Origin of the sequence: Pantoea sp. T14 (assembly GCF_036663535.1) — a bacterium.
GTDB classification, from domain to species: domain Bacteria; phylum Pseudomonadota; class Gammaproteobacteria; order Enterobacterales; family Enterobacteriaceae; genus Pantoea; species Pantoea phytostimulans.
Genome location: NZ_JAWUEB010000011.1, coordinates 121,013 through 141,832 on the forward strand (window position 1 = coordinate 121,013; position 20,820 = coordinate 141,832).

Sequence of the window (20,820 nt, forward strand, 5' to 3'; positions counted from 1 at the left end):
TTGCGAGGCTTACTGCATTTGTGCAGCAGCGCCGTACTTAATTTTTGCTTCTTTACGCAGGTTTTGTAGCAGCGCTTCAAATGCCAGTTGAGCATTGTTCTGCGTTACACCTTTAACCATTTCATCAATCTGCGCCTGCGGCATGCTACCGGTGCTAACTTTATCCACCGCTACCAGAACCACATTGCCCTGCATATCTTCACTTACACCCCATGAAGGTTTGTTGTCTGCTGGCTGTGGCAAATTGAAGGCTGCCTGAGCAACCGGATCTTGCGCGTTACGGTCAACCGTCGTGGCCGCGCTCAGCGTCAAGCCCGCTGCAGTTAAAGCATCTTGCTTGCCGGCCTTCAAATCTGCCAGCAGCTTATCCGCTTGCGCTTTCGCTTGCTGCTGCGCTTTCTCGTGCTTCAATGTATCGCTAATCTGCGCCTTAACCTGTTCCAGCGGTTGCACGGCTTCCGCTTTGTGTTCACTGATACGCAGAACAAAAGCACGATCGCCATCGACGCTGATGATGTCTGAATTATTACCTGGCGCACCGTTCTGACCGACTAAACCACCGTTGAAAATAGCTTGTTTAACCGCATCAAAATCGAGTTCTTTGGGCAGGCTGTCATGACTAAACCAGTTTGTTTCAGTGGCTTTTAATCCCGACGCTTGTTCAGCACCCGCCAGCGATTCATTGTCGTTGCTGGCTGCTTCACTCACTTTCTGCTGAAGTTTGTAGAAAGCATCAACGCCTTTTTCCTGCTTCACTTTATCTGCCACTGCGCTCTGCACTTCGGCAAATGGCTTAACTTGCTCTGGCTGGATATCGTCGAGACGGACAATCAAGAAACCAACAGAAGATTTGATCACTGCTGACATCTGGCCTTTTTCCGTCAGGCCGGCGTTTTTCAGTTCATCAGGTGTTGTCGCGGGTTCTAACCAACCCATGTCGCCCCCTTTGCGTGCCGAAATCGGGTCGATGGATTTGGTTTTTGCCAGCTCAGCAAAGTCCCCACCTGCTTTCAGCTGCGTTAATAACGCCTCTGCATCCGCTTCGGTCTTGGTCTGAATCACGCTATAACGATTACGCTGTGGCTGAGAATATTCAGCTTTGTGTTGGTCGTACCAACTCTGAACCTCAGCTTCGCTGGGATTCTGCTGCATGCTTGCCGCATCAAGTTTGATGTAGCTAACACGGAATTGCTCTGGCGCCATAAAATTGCTTTTATGTTGCTGATAATATTGATTTATTTCATCATCAGTGACGGATTGCTTGGCAACAAGCGCATTGACATCAATCGTCGCCTGGCGAATATCACGCTTCTGTGAAACGAGGTCTACCAGCTTGCTGGTTTCACCTTTCAGCATGAAATCGGTATTGGCTACCGCATTGATCAATTGCTGATTTGATAACTGTTTACGCAGTGCTTCCGCATATTGATCGGCGGAATAGCCCATACTGGAGATCAAACCGTTGTATTTAGCGTTATCAAATTTGCCGTTGGTCTGGAAAGCCCTCTGATTGAAGATGGCTTGTTTGACTTGTTCATCGCTGATATCGATGTGCAGATCTTTGATATAAGCGTCGAGTAGCGCTTGATCAACCAGTTGCGAAAGCGCCTGCTGGCGAATTTGCTGCATATAACCGTCATTACTTGCCAGCTGAGAGAATTGTTCGCCCAACATTTGCTGCTGACGATTACGCTCATTATTGAACGCCTGCTCCAGCTGTGCCCGGCTGATCTCCTGACCATTAACCTTGGCTGCATAATCGCTGTTGCCGCCAATCAGATAGTTGCCAACGCCCGTCAGCACAAAGGAGAGAATGATCAACCCCAAAATAATCTTGAGCACGACATGGTTCGACGCCGCGCGTAAATTGTCCATCATGGTATGACAACACTCCGCTGTAGTGTGAATGTAAAGCTCGGGCGTAATACGCCGTGTTGCTGGCCCATTACGCAGCTGCAAGTTTAGCTGGCAGCATTAATCCTGCTGAGACACGTCTCACGACCTCTTTTCGCCGCTTCAGGATAAAAAAAGGCACATCAAATCGATGTGCCCGTATGTTACATGAGAACGCGTTAACCGTCCCCTAATCCACTGAAGAAAATGCTCCAATGAATGTATTCGTTGTTATTGATTGACTGCGTCTTTCAATGCTTTACCCGCACGGAAGCCGGGTACTTTGCCTGCCGGAATAGTGATTTCTTTACCGGTTTGTGGATTGCGGCCAGTACGTGCAGCACGGTCGCGCACGGAGAAAGTGCCGAAACCCACCAGCGCCACTTCATCGCCGCCTTTCAGCGCGTCAGAAACAGAGCCCATGAATGCATCTAAAACACGTCCCGCTGCTGCTTTAGAAATGTCAGCATCTGCAGCAATTTTGTCGATCAATTGTGACTTATTCACTCTTTTCATCCCCTCTTTTATTATTTCACTTCGTATCCGCGCTTCCCGCCGAACACGAACGCGCAGCAAGTTATATCAAGCCTGTTATGCCGAAACAACGGTAATTCTCTTAGAACGCTGCTTCCACAGCCACCTAAACTAGCGGCACAAAAAAAAGCTGGCAAGCGCCAATTGCCTTGCCAGCTCTGCTTTTTAACGGTTTTTGCCGTTAATCACTATTTTGCTGTCGCGACCTGCATTCCGTATGGTGCATTTTCCAGTGCCAGGTTCAGCACTTCTTCAATACGTTTAACCGGATGAATGTCCAGATCGGCAATAACGTTCTGTGGAATTTCTTCCAAATCACGCTTGTTGTCATCTGGGATCAGCACAGTTTTAATACCACCACGGTGCGCTGCCAGCAGTTTTTCTTTCAAACCACCAATCGGCAAGACTTGTCCACGCAAGGTGATTTCACCTGTCATCGCAACATCTGCGCGCACTGGGTTACCCGTCAGACAAGAAACCAATGCGGTGCACATAGCAATACCGGCACTTGGACCATCTTTAGGTGTGGCGCCTTCAGGTACGTGAACGTGAATATCACGTTTTTCGTAGAAGTCGCCATTGATGCCCAGTTTCTCAGCGCGAGCGCGTACCACAGTTAACGCAGCCTGAATCGATTCCTGCATCACTTCACCCAGTGAACCGGTATAAGTCAATTTACCTTTGCCCGGTACGCAGGCGGTTTCGATAGTCAGCAAATCGCCGCCAACTTCCGTCCATGCCAAACCGGTCACTTGACCTACACGGTTTTCGCTGTCGGCACGACCATAATCGAAACGCTGAACACCAAGGAAGTCCTTGAGGTTCTCACCGTTAATGGTGATGTGTTTCTTGGTCTTATCCATCAACAGCGATTTCACTGCTTTACGGCAAAGCTTCGACAACTCACGCTCAAGGCTACGTACGCCCGCTTCGCGGGTGTAATAACGAATGATGCCGACAATAGCACTGTCTTCGACTGTGATTTCGTGAGCTTTTAATGCGTTACGCTCGATTTGCTTCGGCAATAAATGCTGCAGCGCAATATTCAGTTTTTCGTCTTCGGTATAACCCGAAAGGCGAATCACTTCCATACGGTCTAACAGCGGTGCCGGAATATTCATCGAGTTCGATGTCGCGACAAACATCACGTCGGAAAGATCGTAATCGACTTCAAGGTAGTGATCGTTAAACGCAATGTTCTGTTCTGGATCAAGGACTTCCAGCAGAGCAGACGCCGGATCACCCCGCATATCAGATGACATCTTATCGATTTCATCTAACAGGAACAGCGGGTTTTTCACGCCGACTTTCGCCATTTTCTGGATCAGTTTACCCGGCATTGAGCCGATGTAAGTACGACGGTGACCGCGAATTTCAGCTTCGTCACGCACGCCGCCCAGCGCCATACGCACATATTTACGGCCTGTCGCTTTAGCAATTGATTGGCCCAGTGAAGTTTTACCAACACCCGGCGGTCCAACCAGGCACAAAATAGGCCCTTTGATTTTGCTAACGCGACTTTGCACCGCAAGGTACTCAAGGATGCGATCTTTCACACGCTCAAGGCCGTAATGGTCGATATCCAGCGTTTCCTGAGCTTTGCGCAGATCTTTTTTCACTTTGCTGCGCGCGTTCCATGGCACCTGAACCATCCAGTCGATGTAACCACGTACAACGGTTGCTTCAGCAGACATCGGTGACATCATTTTCAGCTTCTGCAGTTCTGCTTCAGCTTTTTCGCGTGCTTCATCTGGCATTTTTGCCAAATCAATTTTGCGTTTCAGCGCTTCGTATTCATCAGGCGTATCATCCATCTCACCTAACTCTTTCTGAATGGCCTTCATTTGCTCATTCAGATAGTACTCACGCTGACTTTTTTCCATCTGCTTTTTGACGCGGTTGCGAATGCGCTTCTCAACCTGCAGCAGATCGATTTCGGATTCCATCATCGCCATCAGATATTCCAGACGCTCGTTCACGTCTGACATCTCCAGCACTGATTGTTTATCCGCTAATTTCAGTGGCATATGCGCAGCGACGGTGTCGGCAAGACGTGCCGCATCGTCAATATTATTCAGTGAAGTCAGTACTTCTGGTGGGATCTTCTTATTCAGTTTGATATAGCCTTCAAACTGATTGATCGCCGTACGCACCAGCACTTCTTGCTCACGCTCTTCAATCTCTGGAGATTCCAGATATTCAGCCTGAGCAACAAAATGGTCACCGTTGTCTGCCAGCGTCGTGATGTGCGCACGCTGTAAACCTTCGACCAATACTTTAACCGTGCCATCCGGCAGTTTCAGCATTTGCAAAACAGAAGCGACGGTCCCTACCGAGAAGAGATCGTTAATGCCAGGTTCATCCGTTGAAGCCTCTTTCTGTGCGACCAGCATGATCTTCTTATCATGATCCATTGCGGCTTCAAGGCACCGAATCGATTTTTCCCGACCGACAAACAACGGAATTACCATGTGCGGATAAACCACCACGTCGCGCAGCGGCAACACGGGGATTTCAATGCGTTCAGAACGCTCAGGATTCATAGAGCTCTCTCTTAGTTTAATGTCCGCCAGGTGATGGGAACCGCATCATGCATGAATGAAGTATGCAATTACCCACAGGTATCTGAGTATATGGGGATGATCGTCCGACATTCAACGTCACAGAGGCGAGAAAAACAAAAGGGGAAAGAATTTTCCCCTTTTTTAAGATAATAACATGGCTAAATTGATTATTTATTCGCCAGAAGCCTGCGCTTCGTGCTTTCCGTAAATCAACATTGGGTCTGACTGCCCCTCAATAACTGATTCATCAATCACCACTTTTTCAACGTCATCCATTGAAGGTAAGTCGTACATGGTTTCCAGCAAAGCACCTTCAACGATGGAACGCAAACCACGCGCACCCGTTTTACGTGACATTGCTTTTTTCGCGATGGCAGTCAATGCCTCATCACGGAATTCCAGTTCAACGCCTTCCAGGTTGAACAACGCCTGATACTGTTTAGTCAGCGCATTTTTTGGTTCACGCAAGATCTGAATCAGGGCTTCTTCGCTCAGTTCACTCAACGTCGCCACAACAGGGAGACGACCAATAAACTCAGGAATCAGACCAAATTTGATCAAATCTTCCGGCTCACACTGAGCAAGCAGGTCACCTTCAGACGCTTTCTCTGATTTGCCTTTCACTGTCGCGCCAAATCCGATACCAGAACCGGTTTCAACACGCTGCGAAATGACTTTATCCAGGCCAGCAAACGCACCACCACAAATAAACAAGATTTTCGAAGTATCAACCTGCAAAAACTCTTGTTGTGGATGCTTACGTCCCCCTTGCGGTGGAACGGCTGCTACGGTGCCTTCAATCAGTTTCAGCAAGGCTTGCTGTACACCTTCACCGGACACGTCACGCGTGATTGATGGATTGTCTGACTTACGTGAAATCTTATCGATCTCATCAATGTAGACGATGCCACGCTGTGCTTTTTGCACATCATAATCACATTTCTGCAGCAGTTTCTGGATGATATTTTCAACATCCTCACCCACATAACCCGCTTCAGTTAACGTCGTTGCATCTGCCATGGTAAACGGTACATCCAACAGGCGCGCCAGCGTTTCCGCCAACAGCGTTTTACCGCTACCGGTTGGACCGATAAGCAAAATGTTACTTTTACCCAGTTCAATGCCGTTGCTGGTGTCGCCGTTGCGCAAGCGTTTGTAGTGGTTATATACCGCCACAGCCAGCACTTTTTTCGCCTTTTCCTGACCGATAACATAATCGTCGAGGTGATGGCGAATTTCATGCGGCGTAGGCAGGGCACTACGTTCGCGATGCGGGGCAACTTCTTTAATCTCTTCGCGAATGATGTCGTTACACAGATCAACACACTCATCGCAGATATACACTGACGGCCCGGCAATCAGCTTACGCACTTCATGCTGGCTTTTGCCGCAAAAAGAGCAGTACAGCAACTTTCCTGAACCGTCTTTGCGCTTATCTGTCATCAGTTAACCTCTTCTAGTTCTCAGGCCATACCGGCGTACGGCGCTGGCCGTGTCGTCACGGCCGAAATTCATTCAACCCATAATATAACCGATATCCTGATAACTATAGCGTAAGGATAAGGGCAAGTTGGGTCTTATTCGCGATGTGTCAGGATAGAATCGACTAATCCATACTCTACCGCTTCACTCGCAGAGAGGAAACGATCACGCTCAGTATCGCGTTCAATTTCTTCCAGCGTTTTACCTGTATGCTCTGCCATCAGCTCGTTCATGCGCTGTTTTACTTTAAGGATTTCACGCGCGTGAATTTCAATATCACTTGCCTGGCCCTGATAACCGCCTAATGGTTGGTGAATCATGACGCGTGAGTTAGGCAGGCAGAAACGTTTACCTTTGGTGCCTGCGGTCAGCAGGAAAGCGCCCATTGAACAAGCCTGGCCCATACAAATGGTGCTGACATCCGGTTTGATAAACTTCATGGTGTCATAAATAGACATGCCAGCGGTGATAACGCCGCCTGGAGAGTTGATATACAGGTAGATGTCTTTTTCTGGATTCTCTGCTTCCAAAAAGAGCATCTGCGCGACAATCAGGTTCGCCATATGGTCTTCAACCTGCCCGGTCAAAAAGATCACACGCTCTTTGAGCAGACGGGAATAGATGTCGTAGGAACGCTCGCCACGCGAGGTTTGCTCGACCACCATTGGCACCAGCGCATTATGCGGTGCAGTAAATTCACGATCGCCACTGTATGACATTACCGTCTCCTGATTAAATTTCATTGGCAACATTCTGTACCGATTCTACGTAAGACGAGCGGGGAAAACTATGCTCAGTCTCTTTCCGACACCTTCAGGACGGTTAATCAGCCAGCTTAACTGTTTTATTTGCATACTCCCTCTATCTGGGGATGCTGCCCAGTTGTTTCAAGCATAACAATCTTTTCCTTAATCGCTAACCCGGAAAAAGCGATGCGTGAATAATTTGCCGATTAATTAACCGAATAGCGCTAAAGCCTGTGCGCCTGAACGCTAAAAACAAAAAAGCCCGCGACTTTTCAGTTGCGGGCTTAGCACGTCAGGTTAAATCTGGAATCAGGCAGACTGAGTCTGGTTCATCAGATCCTGGAAGTTAGTGGCTTTTTCGGTCACTTTGGCTTTAGCCAGAACCGCTTCAACCGCTTGCTCTTCCAATGCAACGTTACGCATGTTGTTCATCAGCTCATTATTTTTGCTGTAGAACTCGATGACTTCTTTTGGATCTTCGTAGGCAGACGCCATTTCTTCGATCAACGTGCTTACGCGCGCTTCGTCAGCTTTCAGCTCGTGGGTGCGAATCACTTCACCCAGCAGCAGACCTACAACAACACGGCGCTTAGCCTGCTCTTCAAACAGCTCACGTGGTAATTCCAGCGCTTGCTGCTCGTTGCCACCAAAACGCTGTGCAGCCTGACGACGCAGAACGTCGATTTCGCTGTCAATCAACGCAGCAGGTACGTCGATTTCGTTGGCTTCAACTAAACCGTCGATTGCTTGGGTCTTGATGCGGTTACGGATTGCGCCTTTCAGCTCGCGATCCATGTTTTTACGGACTTCAGTACGCAAACCGGCAATTGAACCATCTTCAACGCCGAAACGCTTGATGAACTCTTCAGTAAATTCTGGCAGTTCGCGCGTTTCAACTTTCTTCAGCACGATCTCGAACTTCGCATCTTTGCCTTTCAGGTTTTCAGCGTGGTAATCGTCTGGGAATTTCACGTCGATAGTGAAAGTCTCGCCCGCTTTATGACCCACAACGCCTTCTTCAAAGCCTGGAATCATGCGACCCTGGCCCATTGCCAGCACGAAGTCAGACGCTTTGCCGCCTTCAAACTCTTCGCCATCAACAGAACCGGAGAAATCGATAGTTGCGCGATCTTCCGCTTCGGCAGCTGCTTCAGTTTCGATCCAGTTGGCTTGCTGCTTACGCAGGGTATCCAGCATGGCGTCAACGTCAGCATCAGTCACTTCAACCACTGGTTTTTCAACTTCGATGTTTTCCAGGCCTTTCAGCTCAACTTCTGGATAAACTTCGAAATCGACCGAATAGGTGAAATCCTGGCCTTCTTTATATTCGCCTGGCACGTAGTTAGGTGCGCCAGCCGGATTGATTTTTTCTTTGATGATGGCGTCAACGAAGTTGCGCGTCATCAGATCGCCCAGCACGTCTTGACGTACAGAAGCACCGTAACGCTGTGCCACGATGTTCATTGGCACTTTGCCTTTGCGGAAACCATCGATACGGACTTTTTTCGCCACATCAACCAGTTCTTTTTTTACGGCGCTTTCGATGCTGTCAGCTGCGACAGTGATCGTAATGCGACGGCCCAGGCCTTGAGTGGTTTCTACTGAAACTTGCATCTTGTTACCTCAAAAAATCACGTGCTCGGTCAACTTCAGACACCACACATTGTTAATGCGCCGTATCCAACAACCGGGACGGCTTCCGTGAAGAGAACCTGATCCCTGTTACCAGAAGCGTCCCGAAGACATTCCGGAAAAATAGACGCAGCATTATAGCGGCATCGCTGGAATGAGTCGAGGATGCTAACTCACCACTTTTTAACAGTTTTGTTGATTTTTTGCGCTGGGGATCGCGTTTATGTATAAATCGAAAAGAAAAACGGCCCGCAGGCCGTTTTATTTATAAAGGTTTAAGCGAGGGTTCCGGCACCGCGGCAGTTCGGTGAAGCGAGTACAGTATCCTGTAAGCCTTCCCACTCTTTTACTGTGTAAGTGTGTAACGCCAAGGCATGCACGCTGCCTGCCAGTTCTACAGTCAGTTCTCCGTAAATAGCACGGTGACGAGCCAGAAAACGTTGCCCAGTAAAACAATCACTTACTATCACCACTTTAAAATGGCTTTCAGAACCGGCAGGAACATTGTGTCGATAACTTTCGTCGTGCACTTCCAGATGAGCCGGCTCAAAGGCCAGGCGCAGCTTTTCTTCTATTTGTTCGCGGATCATTGTTTTACTCCTCAATGGCGAGCGCTGTGCCCCATCTGTTTAAATATTAGTAGGTTTTTTGACGCAAAATGTAGCGAAGCGCGGAAATATTCTGATAGCACTTTCCGAACACTGACATCTTAACCCGTCTCGATTGATGCTCAAATGGCTGCAACATCCAAAACGCTGAAAAAAGCCTTTACAATCAATTTCCCCTGATGTGGGGCTTTTTTCACTGCCGCGCAATGCTATGATGACGACAGTTTTTGCAAACCAACCCACTATGCTAACGAGAACAAGTATGTTGAAAAAACTGTTATTCCCGCTGTTGGCTGCGTTTATATTGGCCGGCTGTGCATCCAGCAATAATACATTAACTATCCAACCTAAAATCGAGCTGCCGCAGCAAGATCCAAGCCTGATGGGTGTCACTGTGAGCATTAACGGTGCCGATCAGCGTAGCGATCAGGCATTGGCGAAAGTGAATCGTGATGGACAACTCGTCACGTTGACGCCTTCGCGCGACCTACGTTTCCTGCTTCAGGAAGTGCTTGAGAAGCAAATGACCGCGCGCGGTTATATGGTGGGCCCTAACGGCGCCGTTGATCTGCAAATCGTTGTCAACAATCTCTATGCCGATGTAACGCAAGGTAACGTGCGCTACAGCATTACAACTAAAGCTGATATTTCTATCATCGCCACCGCGAAAAACGGCAACAAGCAAGTTAAAAACTATCGCCAGACTTACAGTGTGGAAGGTGCCTTCAGTGCGAACAATCAGAAGATCACCAACGCTGTAAACTCAACCATGAGCGATGTCATTGCTGATATGGCGCAAGATACCAGCGTGAATAACTTCATCAAGCAAAACGCGCGTTAATTAAACCTGTTTTTCCCCTGCCCGGCACCGCGTCGGGCATCTCCTCAAGGTCAGCATGAATCACTATCTCCGCATCTTTACCCAAAAAAATGCCGCCGTCTTACTGCTGCTCGGTTTTGCGTCCGGTCTGCCGTTAGCATTAACTGCAGGTACGTTACAGGCATGGATGACGGTAGAAAATGTTGACCTGAAAACGATCGGTTTCTTTTCTTTGGTAGGCCAGGCTTACGTCTTTAAATTCCTCTGGTCACCCATGATGGATCGCTATACGCCGCCATTCCTTGGCCGCCGTCGTGGCTGGCTGCTGGTAACGCAAGTCGCGTTAATTGCAGGCATTATCGCGATGGGGTTCATGGAGCCCAGTCGAGATTTAACGTTGATGGCTGCGCTCGCGGTGCTGGTTGCCTTTTGCTCAGCATCACAAGATATTGTTTTTGATGCCTGGAAAACGGATATTTTGCCTGCCGAAGAGCGAGGCAGTGGTGCAGCCATCACTGTTTTGGGTTATCGCCTGGCGATGCTGATTTCGGGTGGGCTGGCGTTGTGGCTCGCAGACCGTTATTTAGGCTGGCAGATGACCTATTGGCTGATGGCGTTGATGATGGTGCCGGGCATTATCGCAACGTTTCTGGCTAAAGAACCCGATACGCTTATCTCAACACCCCACTCCTTGCGTCAGGCCGTTATCGACCCGCTCAGAGATTTCTTTCAGCGAAATAATGCCTGGCTGCTGATCACGCTGATCATCCTGTATAAGCTCGGTGATGCCTTTGCCGCCTCACTGACCACAACGTTCCTGATCCGCGGTGTCGGCTTTAATGCTGGAGATGTTGGCTTAGTGAACAAAACGCTCGGCCTGATTGCGACCATTATTGGAGCATTGTATGGCGGCGTGCTCATGCAGCGCCTGAGCCTGTTCCGGGCGCTGATGCTCTTCGGATTGCTGCAAGCAGTATCCAACTTTGGCTATTGGCTATTAGCCATTACCGATCAGCGTTTGTGGAGCATGGCCAGCGCAGTATTTGTTGAGAATCTGTGCGGCGGCATGGGAACGGCAGCGTTTGTCGCACTGCTAATGACACTGTGTAATCGCTCTTTTTCCGCTACTCAATTTGCGCTGCTCTCTGCATTGTCTGCTGTCGGCCGGGTTTATGTCGGTCCCGCGGCTGGCTGGCTGGTCGAACTTTGGGGCTGGCCAACCTTTTACGCTTTTACCGTGCTAGCCGCTCTGCCAGGATTGCTGCTGTTGACCCTTTGCCGCCAAACTCTGGATGCAATGCAAAATAGCGGTGAGTTTTTACCGCGCACCTTATATCGCAAAGGTTATCGCTGGACGCGCCGTTTGTTTACAGCGGGATGCCTGGTTATCGCACTCTGGTTGTGTACGCTGGCATTAAAAGGAGCAGGTTTTGAACGCTTCCCAGACCTTTTACCTCACCTGTTTGAACTCGGGATCGTACTGGCACTACTGGGCGTAATGGGTGGCGTTATTTTGGATTACTGGTCAATGAAAAAAACGCCAAATCCCGAAACCACTTTTAAGTAAAGTACGCCTAATTTCTGCCGATATTGGCTTATTCCTCATCAAAACCTGCAGGCGTGCTATTTTATCAACGCGTGTTATTTTTTGAAGGAGGAATTCTGGATGAAAATAATATAGCTAAGGGATATTAAAAACCGGGACGCAATTATCTTGTATTAAAGTTATCTCTAAAATGATACAGAATTGTTAAACAGTTGAGTAATTAAAGTAAGGGTTATTCCTTTCCCTGTTTTTTTTACGGTTACTTCCATCGCTTTTTGTTATATTGGAGCCAACTGCTTGTCTGCGTTAATAATTTGTCACCCCAAGCAACATCTGTGACACCCCTAGCAAAAGGTGTCAACACGCATCTGACACATCCTTAAGCTGGTTTACACTGCATAAACCTTCCCGTAAAATGCGCGCACACTTAAACGACAATAGAGCCCTTTGTCATTGAGGTCGTTAAATGAGACTCAGTAAATACAATAAAAGTTTGGGGATTTTGTCATTAATTGCAGGCACTTTATTAATGAGTGGCTGTGATAGTGCATTGTTAAATCCCAAAGGACAGGTTGCACTGGAGCAACGTTCGCTGATACTGACTGCCTTTGGCCTGATGTTGATCGTCGTTATCCCCGCAGTCTTGATGGCAGTGGTGTTTGCCTGGAAATATCGGGCTTCCAACACTAACGCGAAGTACAGCCCTAACTGGTCACACTCTAATAAAGTGGAAGCCGTGGTTTGGACCATTCCGATCCTGATCATTGTTTTCCTGAGCGTGTTGACCTGGAAATCAACCCACGCACTCGAACCAAGCAAACCGCTGAAATCGGATGTGAAACCGGTTGAGATCGATGTGGTTGCGCTGGACTGGAAATGGTTGTTCATTTACCCGGAACAGGGTATTGCGACGGTAAACCAGATTGCCTTCCCGGCAAACACGCCAGTGAACTTTAAAATCACCTCTAATTCCGTCATGAATTCTTTCTTTATTCCGACACTCGGAAGCCAGATTTACGCGATGGCTGGCATGCAGACTAAATTGCATCTGATTGCCAACGAACCGGGAATTTTCGACGGTATCTCTGCGAACTTTAGTGGTCGTGGTTTCTCTGGCATGAAGTTCAAAGCCATTGCAACCAAAGACGATGCGGAATTCCAGCAGTGGGTGGCCAAAGTTAAAGCGGCCCCTAACACGCTGACTACTATGGATGATTTCGAGAAAGTAGCTGTGCCAAGCGAAAATCACCCGGTGGAATATTTCTCTACAGCAAATCCTGAACTGTTCTTGCAGGTTATCGACAAGTTCAAGATGAGCCACGGAAAAATGGACATGCCTAAGCACGAAGGTATGGACATGAGTCATGCCGCTTCCGCGGGAGCCGAGGAATAATACGATGTTCGGAAAATTAACACTGGATGCAGTGCCGTACCATGAACCGATTATCATGGTTACGGTCGCCGGTATCATTTTAGGTGGTCTCGCAGTCGTTGCAGCCCTAACCTATTTTGGTAAATGGCAATATCTGTGGTCTGAATGGCTGACGTCTATCGACCACAAACGACTGGGTATCATGTACATCATCATGGCATTTGTCATGCTGCTGCGTGGTTTTGCTGATGCAATCATGATGCGTACCCAACAGGTGATGGCTTCGGCCGGTGAAGCAGGCATTCTACCGCCGCATCACTACGACCAGATCTTTACCGCGCACGGCGTGATTATGATCTTCTTCGTGGCGATGCCTTTCGTAGTTGGCCTGATGAACATCGCCGTTCCGTTGCAGATTGGTGCACGTGACGTTGCGTTCCCGTTCCTGAACAACCTGAGCTTCTGGTTTACTGCGATCGGTGTGATCCTGGTTAACCTGTCGCTGGGTGTGGGCGAGTTCGCGCAGACCGGTTGGTTGGCTTATCCGCCACTATCCGGCGCGGAGTACAGTCCCGGCGTCGGGGTCGATTACTGGATATGGAGTCTCCAACTCTCTGGTATCGGTACGACCTTAACCGGTATTAACTTCTTCGTAACCATTCTGAAGATGCGCGCACCAGGCATGAGCCTGTTCAAAATGCCGGTATTTACCTGGACCGCACTTTGCACCAACGTCCTGATCATCGCTGCGTTCCCGGTTCTGACCGTTACGCTGGCGCTGTTGACACTTGATCGTTACCTCGGTTTCCATTTCTTCACCAATGAAATGGGCGGGAATATGATGATGTACGTCAACCTGATCTGGGTTTGGGGTCATCCGGAAGTGTACATCCTGGTTCTGCCCGTCTTCGGTGTGTTCGCTGAAATCACGGCGACCTTCTCGAAGAAGCGTCTATTTGGTTACACCTCTCTGGTTTGGGCGACCATCGCCATTACCGTATTGTCGTTCATCGTTTGGCTGCACCACTTCTTCACCATGGGTGCGGGCGCTAACGTAAACGCCTTCTTCGGTATCATGACGATGATTATCGCAATCCCGACCGGGGTTAAAATCTTTAACTGGCTGTTCACCATGTATCAGGGTCGCATCGAGATGCACTCTGCCATGCTGTGGACTGTTGGCTTCCTGGTCACCTTCTCTGTAGGTGGTATGACCGGCGTTCTGCTGGCCGTTCCGGGTGCTGACTTTATTCTGCATAACAGCCTGTTCCTGATTGCACACTTCCATAACGTTATCATCGGTGGTGTGGTGTTCGGTTGTATGGCTGGCGTGACCTACTGGTTCCCGAAAGCTTTCGGCTTTACCCTGAACGAAACCTGGGGCAAACGCGCTTTCTGGTTCTGGATCATCGGCTTCTTTGTTGCCTTTATGCCGCTGTACGCACTGGGCTTCATGGGTATGACTCGTCGTATCAGCCAGGATATCGATCCACAGTTCCATTCACTGCTGGTTGTTGCAGCGTGCGGTGCTGGCCTGATTGCAATGGGTATTATTTGCCAACTGACCATGTTCTACGTCTCTGTACGTGACCGTGAGCAGAACCGCGATCTGACGGGTGACCCATGGGGCGGCCGTACGCTGGAGTGGTCAACCTCTTCTCCACCGCCGTTCTACAACTTTGCTGTTATCCCGCATGTGCATGAACGTGACGCTTTCTGGGAAATGAAAGAGAAAGGCGAAGCGTACAAGCAGCCGGAGAAATATGAAGAAATTCATATGCCGAAAAACAGCGGTGCTGCGATTGTTATCGCCGCCTTCGGTACCATCTTTGGTTTCGCGCTGATCTGGCATATCTGGTGGCTGGTGGGGCTCTCTTTCCTCGGCATGATCGTTTCCTGGATCGTGAAGAGCTTCGACGAAGACGTGGATTACTACGTTCCGGTTGCCGAAGTCGAGAAGATTGAGAAGCAGCACTTTGACGAAATCAGCAAAGCAGGTCTGAAATAATGTCAACTGAAACTCTGACTAAACACCACCACGACGCCCATGCGGAGCATGGGCATCACGATGCAGGAGCCAATAAAGTCTTTGGTTTCTGGATCTACCTGATGAGTGACTGCATTATCTTCGCAACCTTGTTTGCGACCTATGCAGTTATGGTCAATAGCACTGCCGGTGGCCCGGCAGGTAAAGATATCTTTGAACTGCCGTTTGTTCTGGTAGAAACCGCACTGCTGTTGTTGAGCTCCATTACCTACGGCATGGCTGTTATCTCCATGAACAAGGAAAACAAAGGCGCCGTTATCGGTTGGCTGGCGTTGACCTTCCTGTTCGGTCTTGGCTTCATCGGTATGGAAATCTATGAATTCCATCATCTGATTGTTGAAGGTTACGGCCCGGATCGCAGTGGTTTCCTGTCTGGCTTCTTTACGCTGGTGGGGACGCACGGTCTGCACGTGACTTCAGGTTTGATCTGGATGTTGTTGTTGATGTTCCAGATCTCCAAGCGCGGTCTGAGCGCCACTAACCGCACGCGTATCATGTGTCTGAGCCTGTTCTGGCACTTCCTGGACGTGGTTTGGATTTGCGTCTTTACCGTTGTTTATCTGATGGGAGCCATGTAATGAGTCATTCTGTTAACGAACATGGTGCATCACACGGTAGCGTGAAGTCATACATGATCGGTTTCATCCTTTCTATCATCCTGACCGGTATTCCGTTCTGGATGGTAATGGATGGCAGTGCATCTCACGGTACCATTCTCGGTGTAGTTCTGGTGTGTGCGATAATTCAGGTGCTGGTTCACCTGGTTTACTTCCTGCACTTAGACAGCAAATCTGAGGGTGGCTGGAACATGGTGGCCATTGTCTTCTCGGCGATCATTATCCTGATTGTCGTTGTAGGCTCGCTGTGGATTATGTGGAACCTCAACTACAACATGATGGCCCACTAAAGAGTCGCTCGTAATGATTAAGCAATACCTGCAAGTAACAAAACCAGGAATTATTTTCGGGAATTTAATTTCTGTCATTGGCGGATTTCTGCTGGCATCTAAAGGCAGCATTGATTACGCCCTGTTTCTCACCTCGCTGGTTGGCGTGTCATTGGTAGTGGCTTCAGGTTGTGTTTTTAACAACGTGATTGACCGCGACATTGACATCAAGATGGAGAGAACCAGGAATCGAGTGCTGGTTAAAGGCCTCATTTCCGCGAAAGTAAGCCTGTGTTATGCCACTGCGCTGGGTATTGCTGGCTTTGCGTTGCTCTATTTCGGTGCTAACCCGCTGGCCATGTGGCTGGCGGTAATGGGCTTCGTCGTATACGTCGGCATTTACAGCCTCTATATGAAGCGCAATTCGGTCTATGGCACGCTGATTGGTAGTCTTTCTGGCGCAGCGCCGCCGGTGATTGGCTACTGTGCAGTGACCAATGAGTTTGATGCTGGCGCGCTGATCCTTCTGGCAATCTTTAGCCTGTGGCAGATGCCGCACTCGTACGCGATTGCGATCTTCCGCTTCAAAGATTACCAGGCAGCGAACATTCCGGTTTTACCGGTAGTAAAAGGCATCTCCGTGGCAAAAAATCATATTACGCTCTACATTCTGGCGTTCATGATTGCTACCTTGATGCTGACGCTGGGCGGTTATGCTGGCTACAAATATCTGGTGGTTGCTGCGGCAGTAAGCGTGTGGTGGTTGGGCATGGCGTTATCAGGTTACAAAACCTCAAACGATCGCGTTTGGGCACGTAAACTGTTCGTCTTCTCTATCGTTGCCATCACCGCGCTGAGCGTGATGATGTCGGTTGATTCAATGGGACCGGCGTCAAAAGACCTGCTGACTTACGTGTGGTAATCAGCACCGCAACAGTATGACAAGGGCGCGATTTCGCGCCCTTTCTTTTTGTTACCCTTACTTAAAAACTATTGTTTTACCCGCCCTGCCCCGCTCCTTAGAATGATTGCAGCACATTAACAGAGGTTGGAATGAACGATAATAAAATGACTCCAGTGGAGCTGCGCGCCACATGGGGCCTTGGCACTGTCTTTTCCCTGCGTATGCTGGGAATGTTTATGGTCCTGCCGGTACTAACAACGTATGGCATGGCATTACAGGGCGCGAGTGAAACGCTAATTGGCTTGGCGATTGGTATCTATGGTCTGGCTCAGGCTATTTTTCAAATTCCCTTCGGTTTGCTTTCTGATCGTATTGGACGTAAGCCGTTAATCGTTGGCGGTCTGTTGCTGTTTGTTTTAGGCAGCGTTATCGCAGCTTGCAGTGATTCCATTTGGGGCATCATTTTAGGTCGCGCTTTACAAGGTTCCGGTGCGATTGCTGCTGCGGTAATGGCCCTGTTGTCCGACCTAACGCGGGAGCAGAATCGCACGAAGGCTATGGCGTTTATCGGCATTAGCTTCGGCGTTACCTTTGCCATTGCGATGGTGCTAGGTCCCATCATTACTCACGCTTTGGGGCTGCACGCCCTGTTCTGGATGATTGCTATCCTTGCGTCACTTGGCATTGCTATTACGTTACTCGTGGTGCCTTCTACTACCCATCATGTGTTGAATCGCGAATCGGGCATGGTGAAAGGCAGCTTCAGCAAAGTCATGGCTAACTCGCGTCTGCTGAAACTGAATTTTGGCATTTTTTGCCTGCATGTTTTGTTGATGTCGAGTTTTGTCGCGTTACCCGGGCAATTTGAGCAAGCAGGTTTCCCGGCGGCAGAGCATTGGAAAGTCTATCTGGTCACCATGCTCATCGCCTTTGCAGGTGTTATTCCGTTCATCATTTATGCGGAAGTTAAACGTCGCATGAAGCGCGTTTTTGTGGGTTGCGTCGGTATGATTGTGGTGGCTGAAATCGTGCTATGGGGCGCAGAAGGCCACTTCTGGACCCTGGTCATTGGTGTGCAGCTTTTCTTCTTTGCCTTTAACCTGATGGAAGCGATTTTGCCTTCTTTGGTAAGCAAAGAATCGCCCGCAGGTTACAAAGGCACCGCCATGGGACTTTACTCCACCAGCCAGTTCCTCGGTGTCGCCATTGGCGGCAGCATGGGCGGTTGGGTGTTTGGGCATTTTGATGCGCAGACGGTGTTTTTAGTGACCGCCATGCTGGCTACCGTTTGGCTGTTTGTTAGCATGACGATGCAGGAGCCGCCTTATGTCAGCAGCTTGCGAATCGTCTTGAGCGATGCCGTGTTAGCCGCACCGAATCTGGAAAAGCGCCTCAAAGCACAGCCTGGCGTTTCCTCCGTATTTATCGTGCCTGAAGAGAAGAGCGCCTACATCAAGATTGACAGCAAAGTCACCAGTCGAGTTGAGCTTGAAGCGCTCATCGCCAGCAATTAATGCAAAACCCGGCTTTCGCCGGGTTTGTCTTTGACCGCGACAATACACGCTTAAGTTGTGTATACAATCAAAGAGATACGGATATTGACTCGTGGCTCCATTACGATAATTACCTTACCGTTTGCAGCATGTTAAAAAAGTCACGCTGCGCACGCAATCAGATGATTAATCGCGGAAGTTTTTAAACTGGAACGGCTGCCCCAGATTACCACCACGGACTACTGCCATTGCCCCCTGTAAATCATCACGTGACTTACCGGTGACACGCAGCGCTTCACCTTGAATCTGCGTTTGCACCTTCAGCTTGCTGTCTTTGATCAGCTTCACCAATTTTTTCGCTACGTCAGATTCAATGCCTTTTTTCATTTTGGCATCCAGACTCCAGCTTTTTCCGCTGTGCTCAATCTCTTCAGGAACCTCTAACGCTGCTCCCTCAATGCCGCGCTTAAGCATTTTCTCGCGCAAAATGTCTACCAACTGCTTGACCTGAAAATCAGATTCACTGAGCACTTTGATGGTTTCATTCTTTTCGTTGAGCTCGTAGCTGGCGCTCACGTTGCGGAAATCGAAGCGGGTAGACAATTCACGGTTGGCATTATCTACCGCATTGCGAACTTCCTGCATGTCGACTTCTGAAACGATATCGAAAGATGGCATCTCTTCTTCTCCTGACACTAAAGTGGCATGCATAATACCCGTCTAAGGGCGCTAAATAAAATCACGCGACACACAAAGCTATACTTATGTGTGTCAGTAAATAATAAAACGATAAGCCCGCCAGCGGGAGGCAGTATGAAAATTACCGTGTTAGGGTGCGGCGCAATAGGTCAGATTTGGCTCTCCGCGCTTGCACGCCAGGGACACGACGTTCAAGGTTGGCTTCGTGTGCCGCAGCCTTATTGCTCGGCAAATGTCGTCGATCCTCAAGGCAACGTTTCCAACAAAACCTTTATCGCCAACGATCCGCTGTTTCTGGCTGAGAGCCAGTTATTGCTGGTCACGCTCAAGGCAACGCAGGTCTCACCGGCCGTAAAAAATCTTGAAAGCGTGCTGCCAGACGATTGCCCTATTCTATTGTTACATAACGGGATGGGCACGCTGGAAGAGCTAAAAGGAATGACGCAACCGCTGTTGCGCGGCATCACTACTCACGCTGCGATGCGTGATGGCACGGTGATTAAACACGTCGCCAACGGCATAACGCATATCGGCCCAGGCAATCGCAAAAGTGCGCTTTACAGCAACATTGCCGATACCCTGCATCACGCATTACCGGATGTGGCCTGGCATGACAACATCCGCGCCGCCTGTTGGCGCAAGCTGGCGGTTAACTGCATCATTAATCCGCTTACCGTGGAATATGATTGCCAAAACGGTGCGCTGCGTGCGCACGCTGCACAGATCGAAATCTTAAGCGAAGAGATCAGTTGGGTGATGGAGCGCGAAGGTCAAAGCATCCCCAGTGATAATTTAAAAGAGATTGTTTTCGATGTGATTGAAAGCACCGCAGCCAACACGTCCTCCATGTTACAGGATGTGCGTGCCCAGCGGCTGACAGAGATCGATTACATCACCGGATTCCTGCTGCGCCGTGCTCGCGCGCATGGTCTGGCGCTGCCGGAAAATACCCGTTTGTTTGAACTGATTAAACGCAAGGAGTTACATTATGACCGCCAACGCATCGGTGCTGGTTTGCCTGGCACATGGCAGTGAAGAGACCGAAGCGGTCACCACCATCGATTTACTGGTGCGCGGCGGCTTGAAAGTCATCACTGCCAGCGTAGAAAGTGATGGCGCGCTTGAGATTGTTTGTTCGCGTGGCGTGCGCCTGTTAGCAGATGCGCCTTTAGTGGAAGTGGCAGACAACGACTATGCGGCAATTGTGTTGCCCGGCGGTCTCAAAGGTGCTGAAACCTTCCGCGACAGCCCGTTGTTAGTGGAAACCGTGCGCCAGTTTCATCTTTCCGAGCGTATTGTTGCAGCGATTTGTGCAGCAGCTGGCACAGTTTTAGTTCCACATGATCTCTTTCCAGTGGGCAATATGACCGGTTTTCCTGGCCTTAAATCCACCATCCCAGAAGAAAAGTGGATGGAGCGCCGCGTAGTATGGGATCCACGCGTTAACCTACTGACGAGCCAAGGGCCAGGCACGGCAATGGATTTTGCGTTGAAGCTGATTGATTTGTTGGTAGGAAAAGAGAAAGCGCGTGAAGTCGCTTCGCAGCTGGTATTAGCGGCTGGAATCTACAACTATCAGGAATTTGAGTGATTA

18 protein-coding genes are annotated in these 20,820 nt (G+C 49.3%); 10 read left to right on the top strand and 8 right to left on the bottom strand.

The genetic code is table 11. From position 1 onward, the window contains the following. Positions 1–9: 9 nt before the first annotated feature. The 7 genes from ppiD to bolA form a co-directional block, all read right to left on the bottom strand. On the bottom strand, positions 10–1,878 hold the full coding sequence (gene ppiD / locus SC127_RS04300) for a peptidylprolyl isomerase (protein WP_332625382.1): 1,869 nt from the start codon (positions 1,876–1,878) through the stop codon (positions 10–12). A gap of 246 nt (positions 1,879–2,124) precedes the next feature. Further along, positions 2,125–2,400, bottom strand: a complete 276-nt coding sequence (gene hupB / locus SC127_RS04305; RefSeq protein WP_215847436.1) for a nucleoid-associated protein HU-beta — start codon at positions 2,398–2,400, stop codon at positions 2,125–2,127. A 215-nt stretch (positions 2,401–2,615) separates the two neighbouring features. Then, complete coding sequence (gene lon / locus SC127_RS04310; protein WP_215847437.1) at positions 2,616–4,970, bottom strand: endopeptidase La; 2,355 nt, start codon at positions 4,968–4,970, stop codon at positions 2,616–2,618. A 192-nt stretch (positions 4,971–5,162) separates the two neighbouring features. Continuing rightward, on the bottom strand, positions 5,163–6,434 hold the full coding sequence (gene clpX / locus SC127_RS04315; protein WP_215847438.1) for an ATP-dependent protease ATP-binding subunit ClpX: 1,272 nt from the start codon (positions 6,432–6,434) through the stop codon (positions 5,163–5,165). 134 nt (positions 6,435–6,568) lie between these two features. Further along, on the bottom strand, positions 6,569–7,192 hold the full coding sequence (gene clpP, locus SC127_RS04320; protein ID WP_215847439.1) for an ATP-dependent Clp endopeptidase proteolytic subunit ClpP: 624 nt from the start codon (positions 7,190–7,192) through the stop codon (positions 6,569–6,571). A 336-nt stretch (positions 7,193–7,528) separates the two neighbouring features. Beyond that, positions 7,529–8,833, bottom strand: coding sequence for a trigger factor (gene tig / locus SC127_RS04325; protein ID WP_243078407.1), 1,305 nt, complete (start codon positions 8,831–8,833; stop codon positions 7,529–7,531). A 293-nt stretch (positions 8,834–9,126) separates the two neighbouring features. Continuing rightward, positions 9,127–9,441 carry a transcriptional regulator BolA gene (gene bolA / locus SC127_RS04330; RefSeq protein ID WP_215847440.1) on the bottom strand — a complete coding sequence of 105 codons (315 nt, stop codon included), beginning with the start codon at positions 9,439–9,441 and terminating at the stop codon, positions 9,127–9,129. Between the two features lie 280 nt (positions 9,442–9,721). Here bolA and SC127_RS04335 point away from each other — a divergent pair, with 280 nt between their 5' ends. The 8 genes from SC127_RS04335 to SC127_RS04370 all read left to right on the top strand — a co-directional run bounded on the left by SC127_RS04335 (position 9,722) and on the right by SC127_RS04370 (position 18,548). Further along, positions 9,722–10,300 (top strand): lipoprotein, encoded by a 579-nt coding sequence (locus SC127_RS04335; RefSeq protein ID WP_215847441.1) that lies wholly within the window; start codon positions 9,722–9,724, stop codon positions 10,298–10,300. A gap of 55 nt (positions 10,301–10,355) precedes the next feature. After that, complete coding sequence (gene ampG / locus SC127_RS04340; protein ID WP_332625387.1) at positions 10,356–11,846, top strand: muropeptide MFS transporter AmpG; 1,491 nt, start codon at positions 10,356–10,358, stop codon at positions 11,844–11,846. A 445-nt stretch (positions 11,847–12,291) separates the two neighbouring features. Beyond that, a complete protein-coding gene (gene cyoA / locus SC127_RS04345) occupies positions 12,292–13,218 on the top strand; it encodes a cytochrome o ubiquinol oxidase subunit II (protein ID WP_243078409.1) in 927 nt (308 codons plus the stop codon). A gap of 4 nt (positions 13,219–13,222) precedes the next feature. Beyond that, positions 13,223–15,205 (top strand): cytochrome o ubiquinol oxidase subunit I, encoded by a 1,983-nt coding sequence (gene cyoB, locus SC127_RS04350; protein WP_215847443.1) that lies wholly within the window; start codon positions 13,223–13,225, stop codon positions 15,203–15,205. Further along, positions 15,205–15,822, top strand: coding sequence for a cytochrome o ubiquinol oxidase subunit III (locus tag SC127_RS04355; RefSeq protein ID WP_243078410.1), 618 nt, complete (start codon positions 15,205–15,207; stop codon positions 15,820–15,822). The genes cyoB and SC127_RS04355 overlap by 1 nt, the downstream gene beginning before the upstream one ends. Then, positions 15,822–16,151 carry a cytochrome o ubiquinol oxidase subunit IV gene (locus SC127_RS04360; protein ID WP_215847445.1) on the top strand — a complete coding sequence of 110 codons (330 nt, stop codon included), beginning with the start codon at positions 15,822–15,824 and terminating at the stop codon, positions 16,149–16,151. The genes SC127_RS04355 and SC127_RS04360 overlap by 1 nt, the downstream gene beginning before the upstream one ends. 13 nt (positions 16,152–16,164) lie before the next feature. Next, the gene (gene cyoE / locus SC127_RS04365; protein WP_243078411.1) at positions 16,165–17,052 is read left to right on the top strand and encodes a heme o synthase; all 888 of its coding nucleotides are present in this window, start codon (positions 16,165–16,167) and stop codon (positions 17,050–17,052) included. A 131-nt stretch (positions 17,053–17,183) separates the two neighbouring features. Next, positions 17,184–18,548, top strand: a complete 1,365-nt coding sequence (locus SC127_RS04370) for an MFS transporter (protein ID WP_215847447.1) — start codon at positions 17,184–17,186, stop codon at positions 18,546–18,548. A gap of 165 nt (positions 18,549–18,713) precedes the next feature. Here the strand turns inward: SC127_RS04370 and SC127_RS04375 are convergent, their stop codons facing one another. Next, a complete protein-coding gene (locus SC127_RS04375; RefSeq protein ID WP_215847448.1) occupies positions 18,714–19,205 on the bottom strand; it encodes a YajQ family cyclic di-GMP-binding protein in 492 nt (163 codons plus the stop codon). A 135-nt stretch (positions 19,206–19,340) separates the two neighbouring features. Here SC127_RS04375 and panE point away from each other — a divergent pair, with 135 nt between their 5' ends. Together panE and yajL are read left to right on the top strand one after the other, a co-directional pair. Continuing rightward, the gene (gene panE / locus SC127_RS04380) at positions 19,341–20,261 is read left to right on the top strand and encodes a 2-dehydropantoate 2-reductase (RefSeq protein ID WP_332625390.1); all 921 of its coding nucleotides are present in this window, start codon (positions 19,341–19,343) and stop codon (positions 20,259–20,261) included. Beyond that, complete coding sequence (gene yajL, locus SC127_RS04385; protein ID WP_215847449.1) at positions 20,215–20,817, top strand: protein deglycase YajL; 603 nt, start codon at positions 20,215–20,217, stop codon at positions 20,815–20,817. Before panE ends, yajL begins: the two co-directional genes overlap by 47 nt. Positions 20,818–20,820 lie beyond the last annotated feature (3 nt).